This is a genomic window from Amycolatopsis regifaucium (genome assembly GCF_001613935.1).
GTDB classification, from domain to species: Bacteria; Actinomycetota; Actinomycetes; order Mycobacteriales; family Pseudonocardiaceae; genus Amycolatopsis; species Amycolatopsis regifaucium.
Map to the genome: position 1 here is coordinate 329025 of NZ_LQCI01000014.1, position 20448 is coordinate 349472.

Consider the following 20448-nt stretch of genomic DNA (forward strand, 5'->3'; position numbering starts at 1 on the left):
CGGGCGTGTTCGTACATTCTCACCGGCCTCGGCCGGGTCCGGTCAGTCCTGCTCGCCCAGCAGTTCCCTGGTACGGAGGACGTCGTCGTCGATCTGTTTCACCAGACCCTCCGACGTCGGGAACCGGACCTGATCCCGCAGCCTGGCGACGAAATCGAGCGAAACGTGCTGCCCGTAGAAGTCCTCGTCGATGTCGAGGACGAAGGCCTCGACAGTCCGCTCCCGCCCCGAGAACGTCGGATTGGTGCCGACCGACACCGCGGCGCGCAGCCGGCGGCCAGGATCCGACGAACGGGTGAACCAAGCGCCGTAGACCCCGTCGGCGGGCACCGCGGCGAAACGCGGCGTCGACAGGTTCGCCGTCGGGTAGCCGAGGTCGTGTCCCCGGCCGTCGCCCCGGACGACGATGCCCTCCAGCCGGTGCGGCCTGCCGAGCGCCTCGGCCGCCGCGACGACGTCGCCCGCGTCGATGCACGAGCGGACGTAGGTCGAGGAGAAGGTGATCTCGTTCTCCGTCTGCTGCCGCGCGAGCAGCCCTTGCAGTTCCGCGCCGTGCGCCACGAAGCCGAACCGCTTTCCCAGTGTGCGCAGGAGGTTGACGTCACCGGCGGCCTTGGCGCCGAAGGTGAAGTTCTCCCCCACGATCACCGCGGCCGCGTGCAGCTTGTCCACGAGCACCTCGTGCACGAACTCGTGCGCGGTCAGCCGCGACAGTTCCAGCGTGAACGGCAGTACGCAGAAGACGTCGACGCCGAGACCCTCGACCAGTTCCGCCTTGCGGCGCAACGTGCTCAGCTGCGCGGGATGGCTGCCCGGCCGGATCACCTCCGACGGATGCGGGTCGAAGGTCAGCACCACGCTCGGGACGTCGCGTTCGGCGGCGGCACGGACCGTCCTCGAGATCAGCTCCTGATGCCCGCGATGGACGCCGTCGAAGACGCCGATCGTCACCACGCACCGTCCCCAGCTCCCGGGAAGGTCACCCAAACCACGCCAACGCTGCACTTGTGCCCCGTCTCCTCCAGGCCTGTTTCGTGCACCACCCTAAGTGCCTGTTGGCGGAGCTGAGGAGGTACCCCGGAAAGGGACGAACGCGGACGCGGGTTCACCGCCGGACATCAAGCGGGCAGCAACACGACCACCGAGCGGGCCAGCTCGCCTTCGTCCGCGGCGAGCGCGAGCACCCGGCCGTCCGGTCCGAACATGCCGTACGTTCCCTCGATCCCGGCCGCGGGCACCCTCTGTCCATATCGGACCGCCTGGGCCGCGCGGGCGTCCAGATCGCGGCGCGGGAACGCGGCGGCGACGGCGGCGTCGAGATCCAGTGACAGCCCCGGTTGCTCCTCGAGCTGGTCGAGGGTGCGCGCCTTGGCGAGGGTGAACGGCCCGACCGTGGTGCGCCGCAACGCGAGCAGGTGCCCGCCGATGCCGAGTCCGGCACCGAGATCGCGGGCCAGCGCCCGCACGTAGGTCCCGGAGGAACACTCGACGACGGCGTCGAGTTCGATCCGGCCGGCCTCGCGGCGGGTGGCGAGCAGATCGAACCGGTGCACGGTGACCGGACGCGGCGGGATGACGACCTCTTCGCCGGCGCGGACGCGGGCGTAGGCGCGCTTCCCGTCGATCTTGACCGCGCTGACCGCGCTCGGTACCTGCTGGATGTCGCCGGACAACGCGGCGATCCCGGCGGCGATGGCGTCGTCGGTGATCTTCTCGACGGTTTCCGGGGCGGCTTCGGCGATCGGCTCGCCCTCGGCGTCGTCGGTCGTGGTGGACAGGCCCAAGGAGAGGGTCGCGAGATAGGTCTTGCGGTCCAGCGCCAGATGGCCGAGGAGTTTCGTCGCGCGTTCGATGCCGAGCACCAGGACGCCGGTGGCCATCGGGTCCAGGGTGCCGGCGTGCCCGACCTTGCGGGTGCCCATGAAGCGCCGCGCCCTGGCGACGACGTCGTGGGAGGTCATCCCGGACGGCTTGTCGACGATGACGAGACCGGGCGGCGGAGCGGGACGTTTCTTGGCTTGAGCCTGATTGGGGCGCGACACGCGCCGAACCCTATCTTTCGGGTCCTCGCCTAGGACGAGACGGGCAGCGACGCTTCGGCGTCCCACCGCCGTCGCCGGATCTGCACCGGGATCTCCTCGCCGCGGGCCTCGGCCTCGAACAGGGTGGCGCGGGTGCGCCGCCACCACACGAGCATCCGGAAGGTGCCCAGCGCGAGCACCGCGACGACCGACAGCAGCGCCGGCCTGAACGCACCACCGGTCAGCTCCAGCAGTACCCCGACCGCGAGCGCCGAGACCGTCGTCGCCACGAACCCGCCGACGTTCACCACACCGGTGGCGGTGCCGACGCGCGCGAGCGGGTTGTAGTCCCGCGCCAGCGCGAAACCGATCATCGACGCGGGGCCGCCGAGGGAGAGGAACGCGAACACGGGCACCAGGACCGCGACCGGGATCGTGCCGCTCCAGCCGAGCAGGATCGCCCACATCACCGCGGCACCGGCGATGTACCCGCCGACCAGCGGCATCCGCAGCGACGGGCGCCGTCCGATCAGGCCGCCGACGACCGGGCCACCGATCATCGAACCGAAGACGAACACGATCAGCAGCGAACTGGCGGTGGCCTTCGGAACGCCCTGTGCCCGCACCAGGAACGGGACGCCCCACAGCATGGTCAGCACGTTGGGCGCGAACATCGTGCTGAAGTGGACCCAGAAGCCCAGCCGGGTCCCCGGCGTGCGCCACGCCTCGGCGACCTGACGGCCGAGCACCTTCGGATGCACCTTTTCGCGGACGGGCTCGGGCTCGCCGCGCGGGTTGTCTTCGACGCGCAGCGCGACGACGACGGTGTAGAGCACGGTCACGAGACCGACGACGAGGAACGTCGGCGTCCAGCCGGCATCATCGAGCAGCAGGCTGAGCGGGAGGGTCGCGGCGAGGTTTCCGACGTACCCGATGGCCGAGGTCAGCGTGGCGATCAGGGTGTAGTGGCGACCGGGGAAATGCGCGGCGATCAGCCGCAGGACGCTTACGAAGGTCAGCGCGTCACCGAAGCCGAGGACGGCGCGGGCGAGCAGGCCGAGCGGGTAGGAATCGGCGATCGCGAGCAGGATCTGGCCGAGCCCGAGGAAGAACACGGCGCCGGTGAGCACGCGGCGCGGGCCGTAGCGGTCGACGAGGACACCGGTGGGGATCTGCATCGCGGCGTACACGCCGACCTGCAGGACGGTGAAGGTGCCGAGCGCGGCCGCGCCGACGCCGAAGCGGTCGGCGGCCTGCAGCCCGGCGACGCCGAACGAGGTCCGGTGGAAGACGGCGAGCAGGTAGACGGTGACGGCGGCCAGCCAGATGAACCAGGACCGGCGGGTGGCTCGGCCTGTCACGGTGATGTCCTCCTAGGGAAGGGCTTTTCGGGCGGAATCAGGCGCCCGCAGTGCCGCCTCACTAGTTGTATCGCCTAAGCAATGGCGAAACCTACCCGTTACCCAGGTGGTTTTCGCCACAGCTCCCGCGTGCCTCGCCTCCCCTCTCCCGCATTTAGTCCTCTAAGTGCGGTAGTTGCACGCGCAAGGACCGCATTCAGAGGACTAAACGCGAGAGGTCCGGGGCGAGGTCAGGGCACGCGGACGGCGCCCACCACGGCCCAGCGCCCCGAGCGCCACCGCACCAGCAAGGTCGCCAGCCGCAGCAGCATGAACAGCGACAGCCCCGTCCAGATCCCGGCCAGTCCCCATCCGAACGCGAGCGAGAGCCAGATCAGCGGCAGGAAGCCCAGTGCCGCGCTCAGCAGCGTGGCGTTGCGCAGGAACGCGGCGTCGCCCGCGCCGAGCAGGACGCCGTCCAGTGCGAACACCACCCCGGCGATCGGTTGCAGCGCGACGAAGAACCACCACGCGTGCGGGATCTCGCCGAGCACGCTCGCGTCCGAAGTGAACACCTGCGGCAGCACCCCGGCCAGTGACGCGAACACGACACCGAGGAAGCAACCGAAAACCAGGCCGTAGACGGTGATCTGACTCGACACGCCCCGCGCCCGCTTGCTCGCCCCGGCGCCGAGCGCGGCCCCCACGAGCGACTGCGCGGCGATCGCCAGCGAGTCCAGCACGAGCGCCAGGAACGTCCACAGCTGCAGCACGACCTGGTGCGCGCCGACCGCTCCCGTGGAGGTCCGGGCGGCGACCGCGGCGGCGGAGACGAAACACGCCTGGAAGGCGAGACTGCGCAGGACAAGGTCCCGGCCGAGGCCGAGCTGGGCGCGCATCACCTTCGGCTCCGGCCGCAGCGGGACCCGCTCGCGCACCAGGGCCGCGAGGAACAGCGACGCCGAGATGACCTGCGCGACGACGTTCGCGATCGCCGAGCCCTCCAGCCCCCAGTCCGCGCCGTACACCAGCACCGGGCACAGCACGGCGGAGATACCGTTGCCCGCCAGGACGTAGCGCAACGGTTTCGCGGAATCCTGCACGCCGCGCATCCAGCCGTTGCCCGCCATCGTGATCAGGATGAACGGCGTGCCGAACAACGCGATCCGCAACCACGAGACGGCGGCGTCGGTGATCGCGGCGTCCCCCGAGAGGACCCGGGCGATCGGCGATGCCAGCAACTGGCCCGCGACGATCACGACCAGTCCGACGATCACCGCCAGCCAGGTCGCCTGGACGCCTTCGCTGACCGCCTCGCCGCGACGTCCCGCGCCGTGCAGCCGAGCCGTCCGCGAAGTGGTGCCGTAGGAGAGGAACGTCAGCTGACTCGAAACCTGCGACAGCACGACACCGCCGACGGCGAGCCCGGCCAGCGGCAGGGCGCCGAGATGCCCCACGACGGCCGTGTCCACCAGGACGTACAACGGCTCGGCCGCGAGCACCCCGAGGGCGGGTACGGCGAGCCCGAGAACGCGTTTCGGCGCGACGCGCTCGTCGACTTCGGAAGCTTCAGACACCCCTGGAGACTAAGGGCTACCGCTGAACGGCAACGGGGACGGCAGCGCGGATCGCGGCCCCGGCACGACCACCTGGATACTGACATCATCCGAATGATGTCTGTATTCTGATAACGACCTAAGGGAGGAAGTCGTGATGGTTCGGCTGACGCGGGCGCAGCAGCAGGCGCGAACCCGTGCCGCGGTGCTGGCGGCGGCGCGGGAAGAGTTCGTCGAGTACGGGTACACGGCGGCGAAAGTGGATCGGATCGCCGAACGGGCCGAACTGACCAGAGGGGCGGTGTATTCGAACTTCCCCGGCAAACGCGCGCTGTATCTCGCCGTCCTCGTCGAGCTGGTCGAGCGGACGGGCTCCCCGCCCGCCGTCGAGGAGCCGGGCTCGGCGGGCGAGGCCTTGGGCGCGTTCGCGCGGGTCTGGCTGGCCAGGCTGCCCCTGGTCGACGACCCCGCCGCCGGCGGACGGCTGCAGTTGCGTTCACTGGCCGGTGTCATCGAGGACGACGCGGGACGAGCGGTGCTCGCCCAGACGGCCAGGCTGGAAGCGCTGCTGCTGGCACTGATGCTGGAGTCCCGCGCCCCCGAACAACCGCCGACGCGCCGCGTCCGCCTGGCCGAGCTGGCGTTGACGCTGCTCGGCGGTTCGGGCCTCATCGCGGAACTGGCTCCCGGATTCGGTGACCCCTTCGACCGGGCACGGGCGTGCGAGCACCTGGCGAGCCTCGACTTCGGGGACGTCTGGGCTCCGGCATATCTGCCGTACATCGCACCCGCGGCCCGGGTAGAGCAGGCATGGACGCCGCCCGCCGAGGCCGGTGCTCCGTTCACCGCGGACGCGGTCGACCTGGCGGCGGACGGCGTGGTGGTCGTGCTGGGGGCTGGACGGCTGGAAGCGGCCGAGGAAGCCGTGCGCTCCGCGCGGCCCGGTGAGCAGCTCACCGTCGTCATCGTCACCGACGATCCCGCGAACACCGGCAGGCTCGTCCGGTTGCGCGTCGGCGACCTGCTGGCGTGCCTGCGGCAGGTCTCCCCTTCTCCGCTGCCGGACCACCTTCACCTGGTGCTCGACGACGACGCGCGCGTCGCGGCCGCGGCCGGCCTGGCAGCCGTCGACGACAGCACCGAAGCCGCGGTGCGCATCAGCGGGAACGCCGTCGTCGCCCGTGCCGAGGGGCGCGGCGCCGCGTACGCGGTCGTGAAAGCGGAGACCGCTCGTACCGGCGGAGCCACGACGTGACCCGCGCGGATTCGGACGCCGGGCTGCTCGTGCTGCACGCCCTGCGCTGCGGCGGTTATGCCGCCTTGCCGCGCCTGTCGGCGACTACCGGACTGAGTGAGCCCGACCTCGAGTCGGAGCTGATCGACCTCGCGGTCGCGGGATACGTCACGCGGCCGAGCGGCTTCGACGCCTGGGGCTGCACCGCTGCCGGGCGCGATGCCGACGCCGAGCACATCACCGCGCAGCTGGAGGCGGCCGGTGCCCGCGCGGCGGTCACGGCGGCGTTCGACCGGTTCCTGGTGCTCAATCCGGAACTGCTCGATCTCTGCACGGCTTGGCAGCTCCGCCCGGTGGAGGGGGACACGGTCGTGAACGACCACAGCGACCCGGCCTACGACGCCCGCGTACTCGCCCGTTTCCTCGACCTGCACGAGCGCGCGCTGCCGGTGTGCCACGCCTTGGAAGCGGCGCTACCGCGCTTCGGCCGATACCGCGTGAGACTGACCTACGCCCTCGACCAGGCCCGCGCGGGCGAGCTGGCGCTGGTCGCGGATTCGACCGCGTCCTACCACGTGGTCTGGGGCGAACTGCACGAAGATCTCCTTGCGACACTGGGCATTCCGCGATGAAGTGGTTACGGGAACTCGCCCCGGGCACTCGGGAGGATCCCCGCCTCGTCGGTGCGAAGGCCCATGGACTCGTCGAACTGCGCCGGCTCGGGCTCCCGGTTCCGCCGGGGTTCGTCGTCACCACCGAAGCGTGCCGGGCGTTCCTTCGCGACGGCCGCCTCCCCGACGGGCTCAGTGACGAGCTCGCAGCGGCGACACGAGCGTTGGAAGACACCACCGGGCGACGTTTCGGCGGCTCGCCACCGCTGACCGTCTCGGTGCGTTCCGGGGCCAGTGTGTCGATGCCCGGAATGATGGACACCATCCTGAATCTCGGGCTCACCGCCGAGGCCACGGACGCACTCGCCGCCGAAACCGGCGATTCCCGCTTCGCGCTCGAATCACGGGCCCGGTTTCTGGCCGGCTTCGCGTCGGCGACCCGGCACGGGCGCGAGCTGCCGGCCAAGGCGGCCGATCAACTGGAGGCGGCCGTCGAGGCGGTCTTCGCCTCCTGGGAGACACCGCGAGCACGTACCTACCGGGAACTGCACGGCATCGACCACGATCTGGGGACCGCGGTGGTCGTCCAGGAAATGGTCTACGGCAACCGAGACGACCGAAGCGGTACCGGTGTCGCCTTCAGCCGGGACCCAGGCACCGGCGAGCCCGACCCTTTCGGCGATGTGCTGTTCGCCCACCAAGGAGAGGACGTCGTCGCGGGTACCGCGCAGGTCCTGCCGCTCACCGGACTCACCACCCGTGAACCGCGCGTCTGGGCGGCACTGACCGACGCCTTGATCCGGCTGGAAGACCATTACCGCGACGCGGTCTATGTCGAATTCACCTTCGAAGCCGGGGTCCTGTGGCTTCTCCAAGTACGCCCCGGACGCTTCACCGGTGCCGCGGCGGTCAGGGTCGCCGTCGACCTCGCCGACGAAGGACGGATCAGCCGGGCCGACGCGGTGCGCCGGGTTTCACCCCGGCAGGTCGAGCGCGCCCGCACGCCCCGCCTCGCGCCGAACCCGGACACGACTCTGCTCGGTCGCGGAACGGGGGCGTGCCCAGGCGTCGCCACCGGCAGGATCGCCACCACCACCGAGGCGGCGAGACGGCTGGCGGCCGACGGCCCCGTGATCCTCGTCCGCCCCGAGACCTCCCCGAACGACATGAACGGACTCGCCGTGGCAGCGGGCATCCTCACCGCGCGAGGCGGTCCGGCCAGCCACGCCGCCGTCGTCGCCCGGTCCCTCGGCAAGCCCGCAGTGGTCGGCATGGGCACGCTCGTCATCGACGAGGCGAACGCGTCCGTCACCGTGGGCGGGCGCAGCCTTGCCGAAGGAATGCTCGTGACCATCGATGGAACCAGCGGAGAGGTCGCCCTCGGCCGGGTGCCGACGGTCATGAGCGGGAACGGGGACCATCTGGAACGACTCCTCGCCTGGGCAGGCGAAGGTCGGGGCCCGGGCGAGACGCGCGGAACGTGAGCGCACGACGTTCAGGGGCGCTGCCCCGGACCGGAGCCGGTCCACCGCAGGTCTTCCGGGAGATGCCTCATGTCGTTGTACAGCAGGACCGCCGGGGCACCGCCGTCGTAGTGATCGATCGCCGTCAACGCGGTGTTCCCGCAGCTCAATCCCAGCCAGCGCACCGGTGGCGCGTCCAGCGCGTCGCGGACCAACCACGCGACCGGGTAAGCGTGCGTCACCAGCACCTCGTGCGTCTCCACCTCGGCGGGGCGAGCGAACCGCTCCGTCAACGCCGCGGCGATACGCGCCCCCTCGGCCGCTTCCGCGGGGTCTAAGCCATCGAACAGCCCGCGCCAGGCCGGAGGCGGGTCCGCGGGCACGTGCGGCACGTTGTCCACCAGCTCCATCGCCTCGCCCACCGGCACCCCCGTGAGATGTCCTCCGATGATCTCCGCGGTCTTCGCCGCCCGCGACAGCGGTGAATGCCAGATGGCGTCCACTGGCAGGCGCCCCAGCCGCTTCGCCAGCAATTCAGCCTGTCGCCGCCCCACCTCCGTCAGCTCGCCGAACCGATCCGCGGCCCCGTGGCGAACCACGTACAGGTGTCTCGTCGCCATGACGACTCTCGCCTTTATATGTTGACATCATCTCAATGATATCAACATGCTAGACCTCCTCCGCAGGGAAACCAGCCTGCCGACGTCAGCGGAGGAACGGTTCATAGTGCCGTTGCAGCCGCAGTGCCTGGGCCTGCCGCGTGGTGTCGAGAGTGACGCTGACGAGGAAGACGAGGACCACCTGGAGAGTCACTCCGGCGATGGGAACCCTCGGGCTCACGTCCAGCAGGGCCAGGCCGGTGACGGGGATCAGCGCGACCACTCCCGAGCAGAACGCTCCGAAGCCGATGATCCGGCGGTTCACGAAGTCGAGGTATTCGGCGGTCCAGGGCCCCGGCCGGATCCCGGGAACGAACCCACCCACCCGCACCAGTTCGACGGCCACCTTGTCCATGTCCTGTGTCACGGCAGCTCTGTTGAAGGCGAAAAGGCAGACAAGGACGAAGTAGACCGCGATCCGGCCGGGATTTCCCTCGTCGCGCAGCCACCCCAGCCAGCCGGCGCCAGGCAAGAGGACCGGCAAGGACAGCAGGACGGCGGCGAGGACGGCCGGGCTGTTCGCTTGCGGGAACCGAAGGGGAATGTAGGTCGAAGTCCCGCCGTAAGCCCGCACGCCGATCATCCGCTTGGCGTACCGCACCGGAACGCGGCGCTGTCCCTGCGCTACGACGATCGTGATCACCGTGACCGACAGCGTCACCACGGCCATGACCGCGATGGCGGCCCAGCCCGTCTTCTCGTACAGCCGCAGGAACTCCGACGGCAGGACCGCCAGGACCTGCACGAGCACCAGGATCCGGACGCCGTCCCCGAATCCCCGGTCGGTGATCACCTCGGCCAGCCGCAGGACCAGCGCGGTGCCCGCCGTCAGGCACACCACGGCGATGGCTCCGTGAGCGTCGAGAATGTCCTGGCCGCGGAACCCGAGCACCCCGATGGCGCCCAGCAGACCGAGCACGACGGTGAGCCGTCGCCGGTACCGCGTCAGCACCCGGGCGCCGGCTTGACCTTCGGCGCGGAGCGCGGCCAGCCGCGGGATCACCACGATCAGCCCCCGCAGGACGGGCGGCGCGGCCAGGCAGGGAAGGACACCGAACGCGAACACCGGCAGCGTCGACAGACCGCCACCGGTGAGGAGGTCGAGGAGCCGGCGCAGCGGATGATCGGCTTCCGGCGCGCGGACGGTCACGTAGGGAGCGGGCAGGCTCTGGCCCAGCCGGAACAGCACGATCACGCCCAGCGTGACCAGCGTCCGGCGCAGGAAAGGGGAGTGAGCGTTCATCGTGGAAATCACGGTAGAGACGACGGATGAAATTCCGATGACACCGCGTTCCGGTGACGCCGCCCGCCAGGATCAGAGCAGAGGTGCCCGCGAGAGCGCCTCCTTCAGCCTGTCGAGTACCTCGCCCGCCGTGCCCTCCGCCGTGCACCCGGCCGCCTGGCGATGTCCGCCTCCGCCGAGTTCCCCGGCCGCCGCGGAGACGTCCACACCGCCCGTGGAGCGAAGCGAGATCTGCCACCGCTGCTTCGGCCCGATCGGTTCGGCTTCCTTCAGCACGACGGCGACCCCGGCCTCCCGTGTGGACCGGACGACGTCGATGACCGCTTCGACCTCCTCCCCGCGCACGGTCCGCGCGACCTCGCGGGTCACGACGGCGGAGGCGAGCCCGAAGCCGCGTGCCTCGTCCGGTTCGAGCCGGGCACCCGCGAGGACCTCCGAGAGCATCGGCAGCCACGCGAAGGGGTGATCGTCGACGATCTCGCGGACCACCTTGTCCGGGTCGACACCGGCTTCGAGCAGCCGCGCGGCCATCAGGTGGGTGGATGGCCGGGCCCGCCGGAACCCGCTCGTGTCGGTGACCAGCCCCGCGTACAGGCAGCGCGCGATCGGCTCGTCGATCTCGGCGCCGAGTTCCTGGAGCAGCGCGAAAACGAGGACGGCGGTGGCTTCGGCGGTGTCGTCGACGACGTGCTTCGTACCGTAGAAGACGTTGGACGCGTGGTGGTCGATCACCAGGACGTCGCCCCCGGCCGCGCGGACGGCGTCCACCCGCGGGGCGAGTTTCCCGAGCCTGCCCGGTGTGGGCGTGTCGAGCGCGACCAGCAGCTGTTCACTCTCCGGAAGCTCGCTCGCGGGGACGTAGAGCCCGCCGACGTCCAGGCCTCGGAGGGTTTCGGGCATTTCCTCGGGTTCACCGACCGAGACGCGGACCTTGACGCCGCCGCGCAGCTGCAGCGCCCGGCCCAGCGCCAGCGCGCTGCCGAGCGCGTCGGCGTCGGGGCGGACATGGCCGAGCAGGGTCACGTCGCTCGCGCGCGCCAGCAGGGCGGCGGCTTCCTTCAGGTTCGGGAGGGGAGTCGCAGTCACAATCAGTCAAGCTACGCTCTGCGGGATGTCCGAGTACGCGATCCTGGTCTACCCGTCAGCCAACCGGGTCTACACCGACTCCGCTCCGGCCCTGCTGCGCGCCGAGCTGGCGGTGTTCGGTCTGTCCGGTCTCGAGACCGAGGTCTCCGAGATCGGCGAGACGGAACTCGGCGGCGTCGGCTACGTCACCTTCACCACGCCCGCGCCGTTGAGCGAACGCGATCTGGCGCTGCTTTCGAACCTTTCCGCGCTATACGCGCTGTTCGAGGTCGGCGACGACGTTCTGAAGCCGGTGACGATCAGGCCGCTGGCGAACTTCGACTCGGATCTGCTGACCATCCAGAAGTATCCGGGCAAGACGAACGAACTGTTCACCAAACTGCTCGTCAACGTCACACTGCTGTCGACGGCGAATCCGGCCGCGATGCTGGAGAAGCCGCCGCACCTGCTGGATCCGCTGTGCGGCCGCGGTACCACGCTGAACCAGGCGATGATGTACGGCTTCGACGCGACCGGCCTCGACGTCGACGGCAAGGATTTCGACTCCTACGAGCTGTTCATCAAGACCTGGTTGAAGCAGAAGCGGATCAAGCACAGCGCCGAATCCGGGCCGGTGCGCCGCAACAAGGTCCGGCTCGGCAGGCGGCTCGACATCGGTTTCGGGATCACCAAGGAGCAGTACAAGGCCGGCGAGGTCCGCAAGCTGAGCTACCTCAACTGCGACACGCTCACCACGGACGAACTGCTGCGGCCGAACTCCGTGGACCTCATCGTCACCGACGCCCCGTACGGCGTGCAGCACGGCAGTCACCGCACTCAGGACGCGTCGCTCGCGCGCAGCCCGCGTGACCTGCTCGCGGCCGCCGTCCCGGTGTGGACCAGGGTGCTGCGGCCCGGCGGCGCGCTCGGGATCTCGTGGAACACCAACGTCGCGCCGCGTGCGGAACTCGCCGCGATCCTCGACAAGGCGGGGCTGGAAGTCCGCGAGGACGGCCCGTTCGCGGAGTTCTCGCACCGGGTGGACCAGGCGATCGTGCGGGACCTGATCGTCGCCGCCAAACCCGCCTGACCCCCGTTCCCCTCCCGCATTTCGTCCTCTAAATGCGGTAGTCGGTGGCACGAACTACCGCGTTTAGAGGACGAAATGCGGTGGGGGGTAGCCGGTGGGGACCTGGTCGGCGAGCGCGTCCACCTGCTGGGCCTGTTCCTGGATGCGCATCTCTCCAGGATGACCCCGATCAGGTGATGCGTTCCCCCACGAACTTGAAGGCTTCGGGCATGACGCCCCGCCAGAAGTCGTCGTTGTGCTCCCCCGGGGTCATCTTCCCGACGGCGGGGTCGAGCGCTTTGATGAGTTTGCGGTCGGCTCCGGCGAAGGGATCCGAGTTACCGCACCACACCCCGGTCGCGTCGCCGTTGAGCTCGTCGGTGTGCAGCAGCGGTTCATGCGATTCCCACTGGGCACGGTCGGCGAAGACCTTGCGGGACTTGGCATCGGGCCAGCTGACGAACAGTGCCGCGCCCGCCACCGCGACGGCCTTGAGGTCCTTGTGCTCGCGGGCGTAGCGCAGCGCGCCGAAACCGCCCATCGAAATGCCGAACATCGCCGACGGCGGCCGCAATTGCCGTTGGGCGAGCCAGCCGGGCAGTTCCTCGGACAGCATCCGCTGCGGGTCGTCGCCCTTGCCGACGTCCACCCAGTAGTTGTCGCCGTCGACCGCGGCCACCGCGAACCCGGGCAGACCGGCCGCGACGACCTTGTTCAGCGCGTCTTGCACGCCGAGGTCCAGGAAGGTCCGGGCGTCCGCGCCGCGCCCGTGCAGGGCGACACAGACCGGCAGCCCGACCCGGGACGCGCTGTCCGGCGCGATGATGACGAGGTTGACTTCCCGGTTCCTGGCCGCGGAGCGCATCCGCTGCACGGTGACCGCCTCGGTCAGCGGTGCCGGGCTGTGGGGTGGGGCCACCGGCGGCGGCCCCACCAGCGGCCGTTTTTCCGCGTCGCAGCCGGAGAGCAGCGCCGCACCCCCGAGCGCCGCGGCTCCCAGCAGGAGGCCGCGCCGGCTGACGACGTGGCCCCCTCCGTCAGCTGCGGCTCTCCTCATCGGCGAACTCATCGTCGTCGGCCTCTTCCCGTGGCGCCTTGTACGGGTCGGGTTCGCCGGCGTGCTGCGCCCCCGTCGCACGGCGGGCGACCTCCGCGTCGGCTTCCCTGGCCTTCGCGAGGAGATCCTCGATCCGCTTCGCGTCCTCAGGAATGCTGTCGGCCACGAAGGTGAGCGTCGGAGTGTAGCGAACCCCGGTGCCCTGTCCGACCTTCGTCCGCAGGACACCGCGGGCGGATTCCAGCGCCGCCGCGGCACCCGTGTGGTCGGGGGTGGACTCGAGGTTTTCGCCGAGCACCGTGTAGTAGACCGTGGCGTCGTGCAGGTCGGCCGTGATCTTCGTGTCGGTGATCGTCACATAATCGAGCCGCGGATCCTTGATGTCGTGCTCGATCGCGTGGGCGACGATCTGTGAGATCCGCTTGGCGAGCTTACGAGCCCGAGCGGGGTCGGCCATGGGATTCGTCTCCTCGAAAATCTGTCTGTCAGTCGTCCGGGCCGAGTAGCCGGCGGTGGGCGGAGAGCAGTTCGAACTCCGGCCTGCCTGCCACCAGCCGCTCACACGAGTCGAGCACGTCCCGGACGTGCTCGCCAGTCGCGGCGACCACGGCCACACCGATCAGTGCCCGCCGGTGCAGGTCCTGGTGACCCGCTTCGGCGACGGAGACGTCGAAACGCCTGCGTACCTCGGCCAGCACCGGCTTGATCACGGATCGCTTCTGCTTGAGCGAATGGACGTCGCCCAGCAGGATGTCGAGCTCCAAGGCTCCGATGAACATGTGGGGTTCTGGGTTGGGTCGGAAGGTGAAGCGGCGCTCCCCCGCCCAGATGCGGGGGAGCGCCGCCGTGTCACTTACGCACGCGGCTTTTCGCGCTGTTCGTAGGTCTCGATGATGTCGCCGACCTTGAGGTCGCTGTACGACCCCAGTGTCAGACCACACTCGAAGCCGTCGCGAACCTCGACCACGTCGTCCTTGAACCGCCGCAGCGAGCTGATCGGCAGGTTCTCGGCGATGACGTTCGAGTCGCGGAGCAGACGAGCCCGCGCGTTACGGCGGATCTCACCCGAGATGACGAGACAACCGGCGATGGTACCGATCTTCGACGACTTGAAGACGTCGCGGATCTCCGCCTTGCCGAGCTCGACCTCTTCGTACTCCGGCTTGAGCATGCCCTTCAGGGCCTGCTCGATCTCTTCGATCGCCTGGTAGATGACCGTGTAGTACCGGACGTCGACGCCTTCGCGGGTGGCCCGCTCGGTCGCCTTGCCCTGCGCACGGACGTTGAAGCCCAGGACGATCGCGTCGGACGCGGTCGCCAGGTCGATGTCGGACTCGGTGACGCCACCGACACCGCGGTGGACGACGTTGAGTTCGACGTCGTCGCCGACCTCGAGCTGCACCAGCGAGGCTTCGAGCGCCTCGACGGTACCGGAGTTGTCACCCTTGATGATCAGGTTGAGGCTGTTCGTCTCCTTCAAGGCGGAGTCGAGGTCCTCGAGGCTGACCCGCTTGCGACGCGACGCGTTGAGGGCGTTGCGCGTCCGGGCGGAACGGCGCTCGGCGATCTGCCGGGCGACGCGGTCCTCGTCGACCACCAGGAAGGTGTCGCCCGCGCCCGGCACCGAGGTGAACCCGATGACCTGGACGGGACGCGAGGGCAGCGCCTCGGTGACGTCGACGTTGTGCTCGTCGACCATCCGGCGGACGCGACCGTAGGCGTCACCCGCCACGACCGAGTCACCGACGCGCAGCGTGCCTCGCTGCACCAGCACCGTGGCCACCGGACCGCGACCGCGGTCGAGGTGGGCCTCGATCGCGACACCCTGGGCCTCCATGTCCGGGTTGGCCCGGAGGTCCAGCGCGGCGTCGGCGGTCAGCAGGATCGCCTCGAGCAGGCCGTCGATGTTGATGTTCTGCCGCGCGGAGATCTCGACGAACATCGTGTCGCCGCCGTACTCCTCGGCGACCAGCCCGTACTCGGTCAGCTGCTGCCGGATCTTGTCCGGGTTCGAGCCTTCCTTGTCGATCTTGTTGATCGCGACCACGATCGGCGCCTTCGCGGCCTGCGCGTGGTTGATCGCCTCGACCGTCTGCGGCATCACACCGTCGTCGGCCGCCACCACGATCACCGCGATGTCGGTCGAGTTCGCACCACGGGCACGCATGGCGGTGAACGCCTCGTGACCGGGGGTGTCGATGAAGGTGATCAGACGCGGGTTGCCTTCGAGCTCGGTCTCGATCTGGTAGGCGCCGATGTGCTGGGTGATGCCACCGGCTTCACCTTCGCGCACCTTCGTCTTGCGGATCGTGTCGAGCAGTCGGGTCTTACCGTGGTCGACGTGACCCATGATGGTCACGACCGGCGGCCTGACCTGCAGGTCCTCTTCTTCACCCGCGTCTTCGCCGTAGGTGATGTCGAAGGTCTCCAGGAGCTCCCGGTCCTCTTCCTCGGGACTGACGACCTGAACGTTGTAGTTCATTTCGCCGCCGAGCAGTTCCAGGATGTCGTCGGACACCGACTGCGTCGCCGTGACCATCTCACCGAGGTGGAAGAGCACCTGCACCAGCGAAGCCGGGTTGGCGTCGATCTTCTCGGCGAAGTCGGTCAGCGAGGCACCGCGCGGAAGCCGGATCGTCTCGCCCTGGCCCTTGGGCAGGCGGACGCCGCCGACGCTGGGCGCCTGCATGTTGTCCATGTATTCCTGGCGCTTCTGCCGCTTCGACTTGCGACCCTTGCGCGAGGGACCACCGGGACGCCCGAAGGCACCCGCGGTACCGCCACGGCCACCGGGGCCACCACGGCCACCGCCGCCGCGGAAACCGCCGCCACCGGCCGGGGCACCGCCGCCGCCACCGGGGCCACCGCCACCGGGACGGAAACCGCCGCCACCGCCGCCGGGACGGAAACCGCCACCGCCGCCACCGCCACCGGGACCGCCGCGGAAACCTCCGCCGCCGCCACCGGGACCGCCACGAGCGCCGCCACCGGGGCCACCACGGGCTCCGCCGCCGGGGCCACCGCGGCCGGCACCGGGACCACCGGCCGGACGGGCCGGGCGGCCCGGCATCATGCCGGGGTTCGGGCGCGGGGGCATGTTGCCCGGGTTGGGCCGGTTACCACCGGGAGCGCCGCCACCGGGACGCGGGGCCGGCCGGTCGCCGCCCTGCCCGCCACCGGGACGCGGCGGACGGTTGTCGCCGCCCTGCTGGTTCCCACCAGGACGCGGACCCGACGGACGCGGGGCCGGGGAACCGGAACCCACACCGAACGGGTTGTTGCCGACGCGCGGGGTACGCGGGCCGGGCTTCGGACCGCCGGGCTTGGGACCCTGCGGCTTCGGCGGCACGACCGAACCCTGCGACGGCGTCGAGGACGACGGCGGGGTGGCCGGTGCTGCCGGGGTTTCCTTGGTTTCGGACTGCTTCGGCTCGGCCGGAGCGGCCTTCGCCGCCGGAGCCACCTCTTCCTTGGGCGCCGGCGGCTTGGGGCCGGGGCGCGGACCCGGGCGGACACCCGGGGTGGCGGGGCGGGACGGCTGCTGGGCCGGGGCCGACGGAGCGGACGCCGCGGGGGCGGAGGCCGCCGGAGCCTCGGTCTGAGCCGCGGGCGCGGGCTGAGCCTGCTTCGCGGCCGGAGCCGGGGCGGCGGGCTTCGCGGGCGGCGCGGGTGAAGGACGCGGGCCGGGGGTCGGAACAGACTTCTTCTTGCCGTCCTTGGACGGGTACGCGTCACGGAGACGGCGGGCGACCGGCGCCTCGACGGTGGACGACGCGGACTTCACGAACTCGCCCTGTTCCTTCAACTTGGCGAGAACTTCCTTGCTGGTGATGCCGAGCTCTTTCGCGAGCTCATGTACTCGGGCCTTGCCTGGCACAGCTCTCCTCATCTGGGGAGGCCGGCGGCAGACCCGCAGACCTCGTCCTATTGTCGCGCGTTCATTGATTCAGCTTCACGGCTGACTCATGACGGGTCGACCTGCTTCCTGATTCCATCCGGCACCGGGGATGTCCCGGCGCCCTTAGCCTTCGGCGAGTGCTCCAGGCGTTCGTGGACACCCTGGGCGTCGAGCGACCCCGTCACACGAAGTGCCCGGGGAAATGCCCTGCGCCGCTCGGCCTTGGCCAGACAGTCCGGCACGGGGTGCAACCAAGCACCCCGGCCCGGCAACCGCCGACCTTCGTCGACGATCAGCCGCCCGTCCGCCGCGACCACTCGCAGCAACTCGCCGATCAAGGCCCGCCGACGGCATCCCACACAGGTGCGAACCGGAGTTTTCCGGTCATCCTGAGTGTCGGTCGCCGTCCGCGGGCTCTGAACCACTCGTAAGTCTAGCGCTTCGACCTTCACTCAGCCGAACCGGTTGCCGCGGCTGGCCGCGCCTGCCCGGCGTGTGCTTCGTCACCCTGCTCGGGGGCGGCGTCGCTGCGGATGTCGATCCGCCATCCGGTCAGGCGCGCGGCGAGGCGGGCGTTCTGCCCTTCCTTGCCGATCGCGAGTGAAAGCTGGAAGTCCGGGACGACGACACGAGCGGTCTTGGCCCGCTCGTCGACGACCCGTACTGACACAACCTTCGCGGGCGACAGCGCATTCCCGACGAACCTGGCCGGGTCGTCGGAGAAGTCGATGATGTCGATCTTCTCACCCGCGAGTTCGCTCATCACGTTGCGCACGCGCGCGCCGACCGGGCCGATGCACGCGCCCTTGGCGTTGACGCCGGGCACCGTCGAGCGGACCGCGATCTTGGTCCGGTGTCCCGGCTCGCGCGCGACGGCGGAGATTTCGACCGTGCCGTCGGCGATTTCGGGGACCTCGAGGGCGAACAGCTTGCGCACCAGGTTCGGATGCGACCGCGACAGCGTGATCTGCGGGCCGCGGTTACCGCGCGCGACGGTGACGACGTAGGCCTTGATCCGGCTGCCGTGCTCGTAGGACTCGCCGGGCACCTGCTCGACCGAAGGCAGCACGCCTTCGATGTCGCCGACCTGGATGACGACCATGCCGCGGGCGTTGGCGCGCGCGTCGCGCTGCACCACCCCGGCGACGATCTCGCCCTCCTTGGCGGAGAACTCGCCGAAGGTCTTCTCGTGTTCGGCGTCGCGCAGACGCTGCAGGATGACCTGCCGCGCGGTGGTCGCGGCGATCCGCCCGAAACCTTCGGGGGTGTCGTCCCATTCCTCGTCGGTCTGGCCGTCCGGGGTGAGGGTGTGCGCGAGCACGCGCACCAGCCCGGTCTTGTGGTCGATGTCGATTCGGGCGTGCGGCTGGTGGCCCTCGGTGTGCTTGTACGCGGTAAGCAGCGCGGTCTCGATCGCTTCGATCACCGTCTCGAAGGGGATGTCCTTGTCCCGTTCGATCGCGCGCAGCGCGGCGATGTCGACGTTCACTTCGGCTCCTCCTTCGGTTCGGTGGTGGCGGCGTTCAGAGCCGACGCATCGGTTTCCAACAGTTTCAGGTCCTCGGCAGGTGGTTGCTTGAACTCGATCTCGATGACCGCCTTGGCCACCGAGGCGTATACGACGTCCCGGACCTCGCCGTCGACGAGCACGCGCGCGGACTTCTCCCCCGCGTGGCCGACGCGGCCGACGAACGGAGCGCCCTCGGCGGGGGTGACCTTGACGAGGCGGAACTTCGCGCGGCGCCAGTGCCTTCGCTGGGTCAGCGGCCGGTCCAGCCCCGGTGAGGTCACTTCGAGGGTGTACGCGCTGGCGAGCACGTGCTCGTTCTCGTCGAGCACGGCGGAGACGGCGCGGCTGACGCTCGCCACCTCGTCCAGCCCGACGCCTTCGTCCCCGTCGACCACGACCTTCACCAGCTGACGGCGGCCTGCTTGCTGGACCTCGAAGGAATCGAGGTCGAAACCCGCGGCCTTGACGGCTTCGGCCACGATGGGCTCCAGCCTGCTGGCGAGGTCGTTGGGCACGGTGGAGCGCTCCTGTTCGGCGGTGGACGACCCGGCGGCGTGGATCCGGGTTCGGTAGTGGACCAGCTTATCTGGTGACCCCGGTGTGACGCGCGAGCGGCGGCCCCGCGCGGGGTACTGGCAGGATGGGGCGGCGTGACCGGAAGACCGACCGAGCCCACCTTGCCGAGCCGTCGTACTTTCCTGCGCGTGGGAGCGCTGGCCGCGTTGGCCGTGCCGTTGGCGGCCGCCTGCTCGCCAGGCTACGACGAAAGCCCGGATCCACTGGCCCCACTGCTGAGCGCCGCAGAGGCCGACGCGGCGGGCGCGAAAGCGCTGACCGGCGCCGAAGCCGAGGCGGTCGCGACGGCACGAGCGGCGCACGCGGCGGCGCTCAAGACCGAGGTGGACCGGCTCAACCGGCCGAAACCGACGCAGTCCGGCCCGGCCGAGAACGCGCCGTCGTCCTTGGAGGGACTCAAGGAACGGCTCGCCCAGGCCCGCAAGCAGGCCGAGGGTCTCGTGCCTTCGCTCCCCCGCTACCGCGCGGGGATGGTCGCCTCCATCGCGGCGGGCTGCGCGGCACTGCAGCAGAGTTCGGACCAGCTCGGCCGGGGCGACGACGCCGGCCCCGTCACGGTGCCCGCCGGTCCCCCGCTGAGCCAGGAGGCGGCGGAGGCAGTGCAACAGGCGCTGGCCGCCGAACATGCCGCGAGCTGGGTGTACGGCCTGGTGAGCGCTTACCTCCCGGCGGCCTTCAGCGGCGCGGTGACGCGGGGCTCGGCCGAGCACGTCAAACGGCGGGACGTCTGCGAACGGATGCTGTCCGCGGCGGGCCAGTCACCCGCGGGCCCGGAGGCCGCGTACGTGCCGCCGAAACCGGTGACCGACGCGAACTCGGCGATGGAACTGGTGGCGACCGCCGAAGCGGACGCGGCGGCGGCTTGGCTCGGCGTGATCGACCGGACCGACGACACCGCCTTGCGGGCGACGGCGTTGAACGCGCTGATCGGTTCGGCGCGGCGCGGGACGGCCTGGCGGGCGGAGTTCGGCGCGAAGCCGGTGGCGATCGCTATGCCGGGTCAGACGGCGTAAGCCTCTTCGCGCAGCTTCGGGTCCTACCGCGCGTGAGATGAAAGGCCCCTTCATTGAGCCTTTTTCATCGTGTTTGTTCGAGGGTGAGAATGGCTTTGGTGAGGGTGGTGACGCGGTGGGTGCTGCAGCGGGC

The 20448-nt window shown here is 70.2% G+C and carries 19 protein-coding genes; 5 read left to right on the forward strand and 14 right to left on the reverse strand.

The genetic code is table 11. The annotated features are described in order from the left end of the window. Positions 1 to 42: 42 nt before the first annotated feature. From AVL48_RS18455 to AVL48_RS18470, 4 genes are all read right to left on the reverse strand, one after another. Positions 43 to 1005 carry a bifunctional riboflavin kinase/FAD synthetase gene (locus AVL48_RS18455; protein WP_074038070.1) on the reverse strand — a complete coding sequence of 321 codons (963 nt, stop codon included), beginning with the start codon at positions 1003 to 1005 and terminating at the stop codon, positions 43 to 45. Between the two features lie 113 nt (positions 1006 to 1118). Then, positions 1119 to 2042 (reverse strand): tRNA pseudouridine(55) synthase TruB, encoded by a 924-nt coding sequence (gene truB / locus AVL48_RS18460; protein ID WP_074038072.1) that lies wholly within the window; start codon positions 2040 to 2042, stop codon positions 1119 to 1121. 29 nt (positions 2043 to 2071) lie between these two features. Next, entirely contained in the window at positions 2072 to 3382 is a 1311-nt protein-coding gene (locus tag AVL48_RS18465) for an MFS transporter (protein WP_061983860.1), read from the reverse strand. A gap of 230 nt (positions 3383 to 3612) precedes the next feature. Beyond that, positions 3613 to 4938, reverse strand: coding sequence for an MATE family efflux transporter (locus tag AVL48_RS18470; protein WP_061983858.1), 1326 nt, complete (start codon positions 4936 to 4938; stop codon positions 3613 to 3615). A gap of 136 nt (positions 4939 to 5074) precedes the next feature. Here AVL48_RS18470 and AVL48_RS18475 point away from each other — a divergent pair, with 136 nt between their 5' ends. The 3 genes from AVL48_RS18475 to AVL48_RS18485 are packed head-to-tail and all read left to right on the forward strand — an operon-like array spanning position 5075 to position 8246. Continuing rightward, complete coding sequence (locus AVL48_RS18475) at positions 5075 to 6172, forward strand: TetR/AcrR family transcriptional regulator (protein ID WP_061983856.1); 1098 nt, start codon at positions 5075 to 5077, stop codon at positions 6170 to 6172. After that, positions 6169 to 6783, forward strand: a complete 615-nt coding sequence (locus AVL48_RS18480; protein ID WP_061983854.1) for a hypothetical protein — start codon at positions 6169 to 6171, stop codon at positions 6781 to 6783. Before AVL48_RS18475 ends, AVL48_RS18480 begins: the two co-directional genes overlap by 4 nt. Beyond that, positions 6780 to 8246, forward strand: a complete 1467-nt coding sequence (locus AVL48_RS18485) for a pyruvate, phosphate dikinase (protein ID WP_061983852.1) — start codon at positions 6780 to 6782, stop codon at positions 8244 to 8246. The genes AVL48_RS18480 and AVL48_RS18485 overlap by 4 nt, the downstream gene beginning before the upstream one ends. Before the next feature lie 11 nt (positions 8247 to 8257). Here AVL48_RS18485 and AVL48_RS18490 read toward each other — a convergent pair whose 3' ends face one another. The 3 genes from AVL48_RS18490 to AVL48_RS18500 all read right to left on the reverse strand — a co-directional run bounded on the left by AVL48_RS18490 (position 8258) and on the right by AVL48_RS18500 (position 11213). Then, positions 8258 to 8845, reverse strand: a complete 588-nt coding sequence (locus AVL48_RS18490; protein WP_061983850.1) for a histidine phosphatase family protein — start codon at positions 8843 to 8845, stop codon at positions 8258 to 8260. Between the two features lie 85 nt (positions 8846 to 8930). Then, positions 8931 to 10127: a preprotein translocase subunit SecY gene (locus AVL48_RS18495; RefSeq protein ID WP_061983848.1), complete on the reverse strand. Its 1197-nt coding sequence runs from the start codon at positions 10125 to 10127 to the stop codon at positions 8931 to 8933. Between the two features lie 72 nt (positions 10128 to 10199). Further along, positions 10200 to 11213, reverse strand: a complete 1014-nt coding sequence (locus tag AVL48_RS18500; RefSeq protein ID WP_061983846.1) for a DHH family phosphoesterase — start codon at positions 11211 to 11213, stop codon at positions 10200 to 10202. 25 nt (positions 11214 to 11238) lie between these two features. Here AVL48_RS18500 and AVL48_RS18505 point away from each other — a divergent pair, with 25 nt between their 5' ends. After that, positions 11239 to 12282, forward strand: a complete 1044-nt coding sequence (locus tag AVL48_RS18505) for a TRM11 family SAM-dependent methyltransferase (protein ID WP_061983844.1) — start codon at positions 11239 to 11241, stop codon at positions 12280 to 12282. 169 nt (positions 12283 to 12451) lie between these two features. Here AVL48_RS18505 and AVL48_RS18510 read toward each other — a convergent pair whose 3' ends face one another. The 7 genes from AVL48_RS18510 to rimP all read right to left on the reverse strand — a co-directional run bounded on the left by AVL48_RS18510 (position 12452) and on the right by rimP (position 19241). Beyond that, positions 12452 to 13318: an alpha/beta hydrolase gene (locus tag AVL48_RS18510; RefSeq protein ID WP_061983842.1), complete on the reverse strand. Its 867-nt coding sequence runs from the start codon at positions 13316 to 13318 to the stop codon at positions 12452 to 12454. Further along, the gene (gene rbfA, locus AVL48_RS18515) at positions 13299 to 13775 is read right to left on the reverse strand and encodes a 30S ribosome-binding factor RbfA (RefSeq protein WP_061983840.1); all 477 of its coding nucleotides are present in this window, start codon (positions 13773 to 13775) and stop codon (positions 13299 to 13301) included. Before rbfA ends, AVL48_RS18510 begins: the two co-directional genes overlap by 20 nt. A 28-nt stretch (positions 13776 to 13803) precedes the next feature. After that, positions 13804 to 14097, reverse strand: a complete 294-nt coding sequence (locus AVL48_RS18520; RefSeq protein ID WP_061983838.1) for a DUF503 domain-containing protein — start codon at positions 14095 to 14097, stop codon at positions 13804 to 13806. Between the two features lie 74 nt (positions 14098 to 14171). Continuing rightward, positions 14172 to 17195, reverse strand: coding sequence for a translation initiation factor IF-2 (gene infB / locus AVL48_RS18525; RefSeq protein WP_063054113.1), 3024 nt, complete (start codon positions 17193 to 17195; stop codon positions 14172 to 14174). Between the two features lie 86 nt (positions 17196 to 17281). Continuing rightward, entirely contained in the window at positions 17282 to 17668 is a 387-nt protein-coding gene (locus AVL48_RS38370; RefSeq protein WP_342351742.1) for a YlxR family protein, read from the reverse strand. Continuing rightward, positions 17665 to 18705: a transcription termination factor NusA gene (nusA, locus tag AVL48_RS18530; protein ID WP_061990418.1), complete on the reverse strand. Its 1041-nt coding sequence runs from the start codon at positions 18703 to 18705 to the stop codon at positions 17665 to 17667. Before nusA ends, AVL48_RS38370 begins: the two co-directional genes overlap by 4 nt. Beyond that, entirely contained in the window at positions 18702 to 19241 is a 540-nt protein-coding gene (rimP, locus tag AVL48_RS18535; RefSeq protein ID WP_061990416.1) for a ribosome maturation factor RimP, read from the reverse strand. Before rimP ends, nusA begins: the two co-directional genes overlap by 4 nt. 135 nt (positions 19242 to 19376) lie before the next feature. Here rimP and AVL48_RS18540 point away from each other — a divergent pair, with 135 nt between their 5' ends. After that, entirely contained in the window at positions 19377 to 20315 is a 939-nt protein-coding gene (locus AVL48_RS18540; RefSeq protein WP_061990414.1) for a ferritin-like domain-containing protein, read from the forward strand. Positions 20316 to 20448 lie beyond the last annotated feature (133 nt).

Coding starts and splice junctions, on each gene's coding strand:
- AVL48_RS18475 (WP_061983856.1), top strand. CDS start 5,075: ATGGTTCGGCTGACGCGGGCGCAGCAGCAGGCGCGAACCCGTGCCGCG.
- AVL48_RS18485 (WP_061983852.1), top strand. CDS start 6,780: ATGAAGTGGTTACGGGAACTCGCCCCGGGCACTCGGGAGGATCCCCGC.
- AVL48_RS18490 (WP_061983850.1), bottom strand. CDS start 8,845: ATGGCGACGAGACACCTGTACGTGGTTCGCCACGGGGCCGCGGATCGG.
- AVL48_RS18495 (WP_061983848.1), bottom strand. CDS start 10,127: ATGAACGCTCACTCCCCTTTCCTGCGCCGGACGCTGGTCACGCTGGGC.
- AVL48_RS18505 (WP_061983844.1), top strand. CDS start 11,239: ATGTCCGAGTACGCGATCCTGGTCTACCCGTCAGCCAACCGGGTCTAC.
- AVL48_RS18510 (WP_061983842.1), bottom strand. CDS start 13,318: ATGAGGAGAGCCGCAGCTGACGGAGGGGGCCACGTCGTCAGCCGGCGC.
- rbfA (WP_061983840.1), bottom strand. CDS start 13,775: ATGGCCGACCCCGCTCGGGCTCGTAAGCTCGCCAAGCGGATCTCACAG.
- AVL48_RS18520 (WP_061983838.1), bottom strand. CDS start 14,097: ATGTTCATCGGAGCCTTGGAGCTCGACATCCTGCTGGGCGACGTCCAT.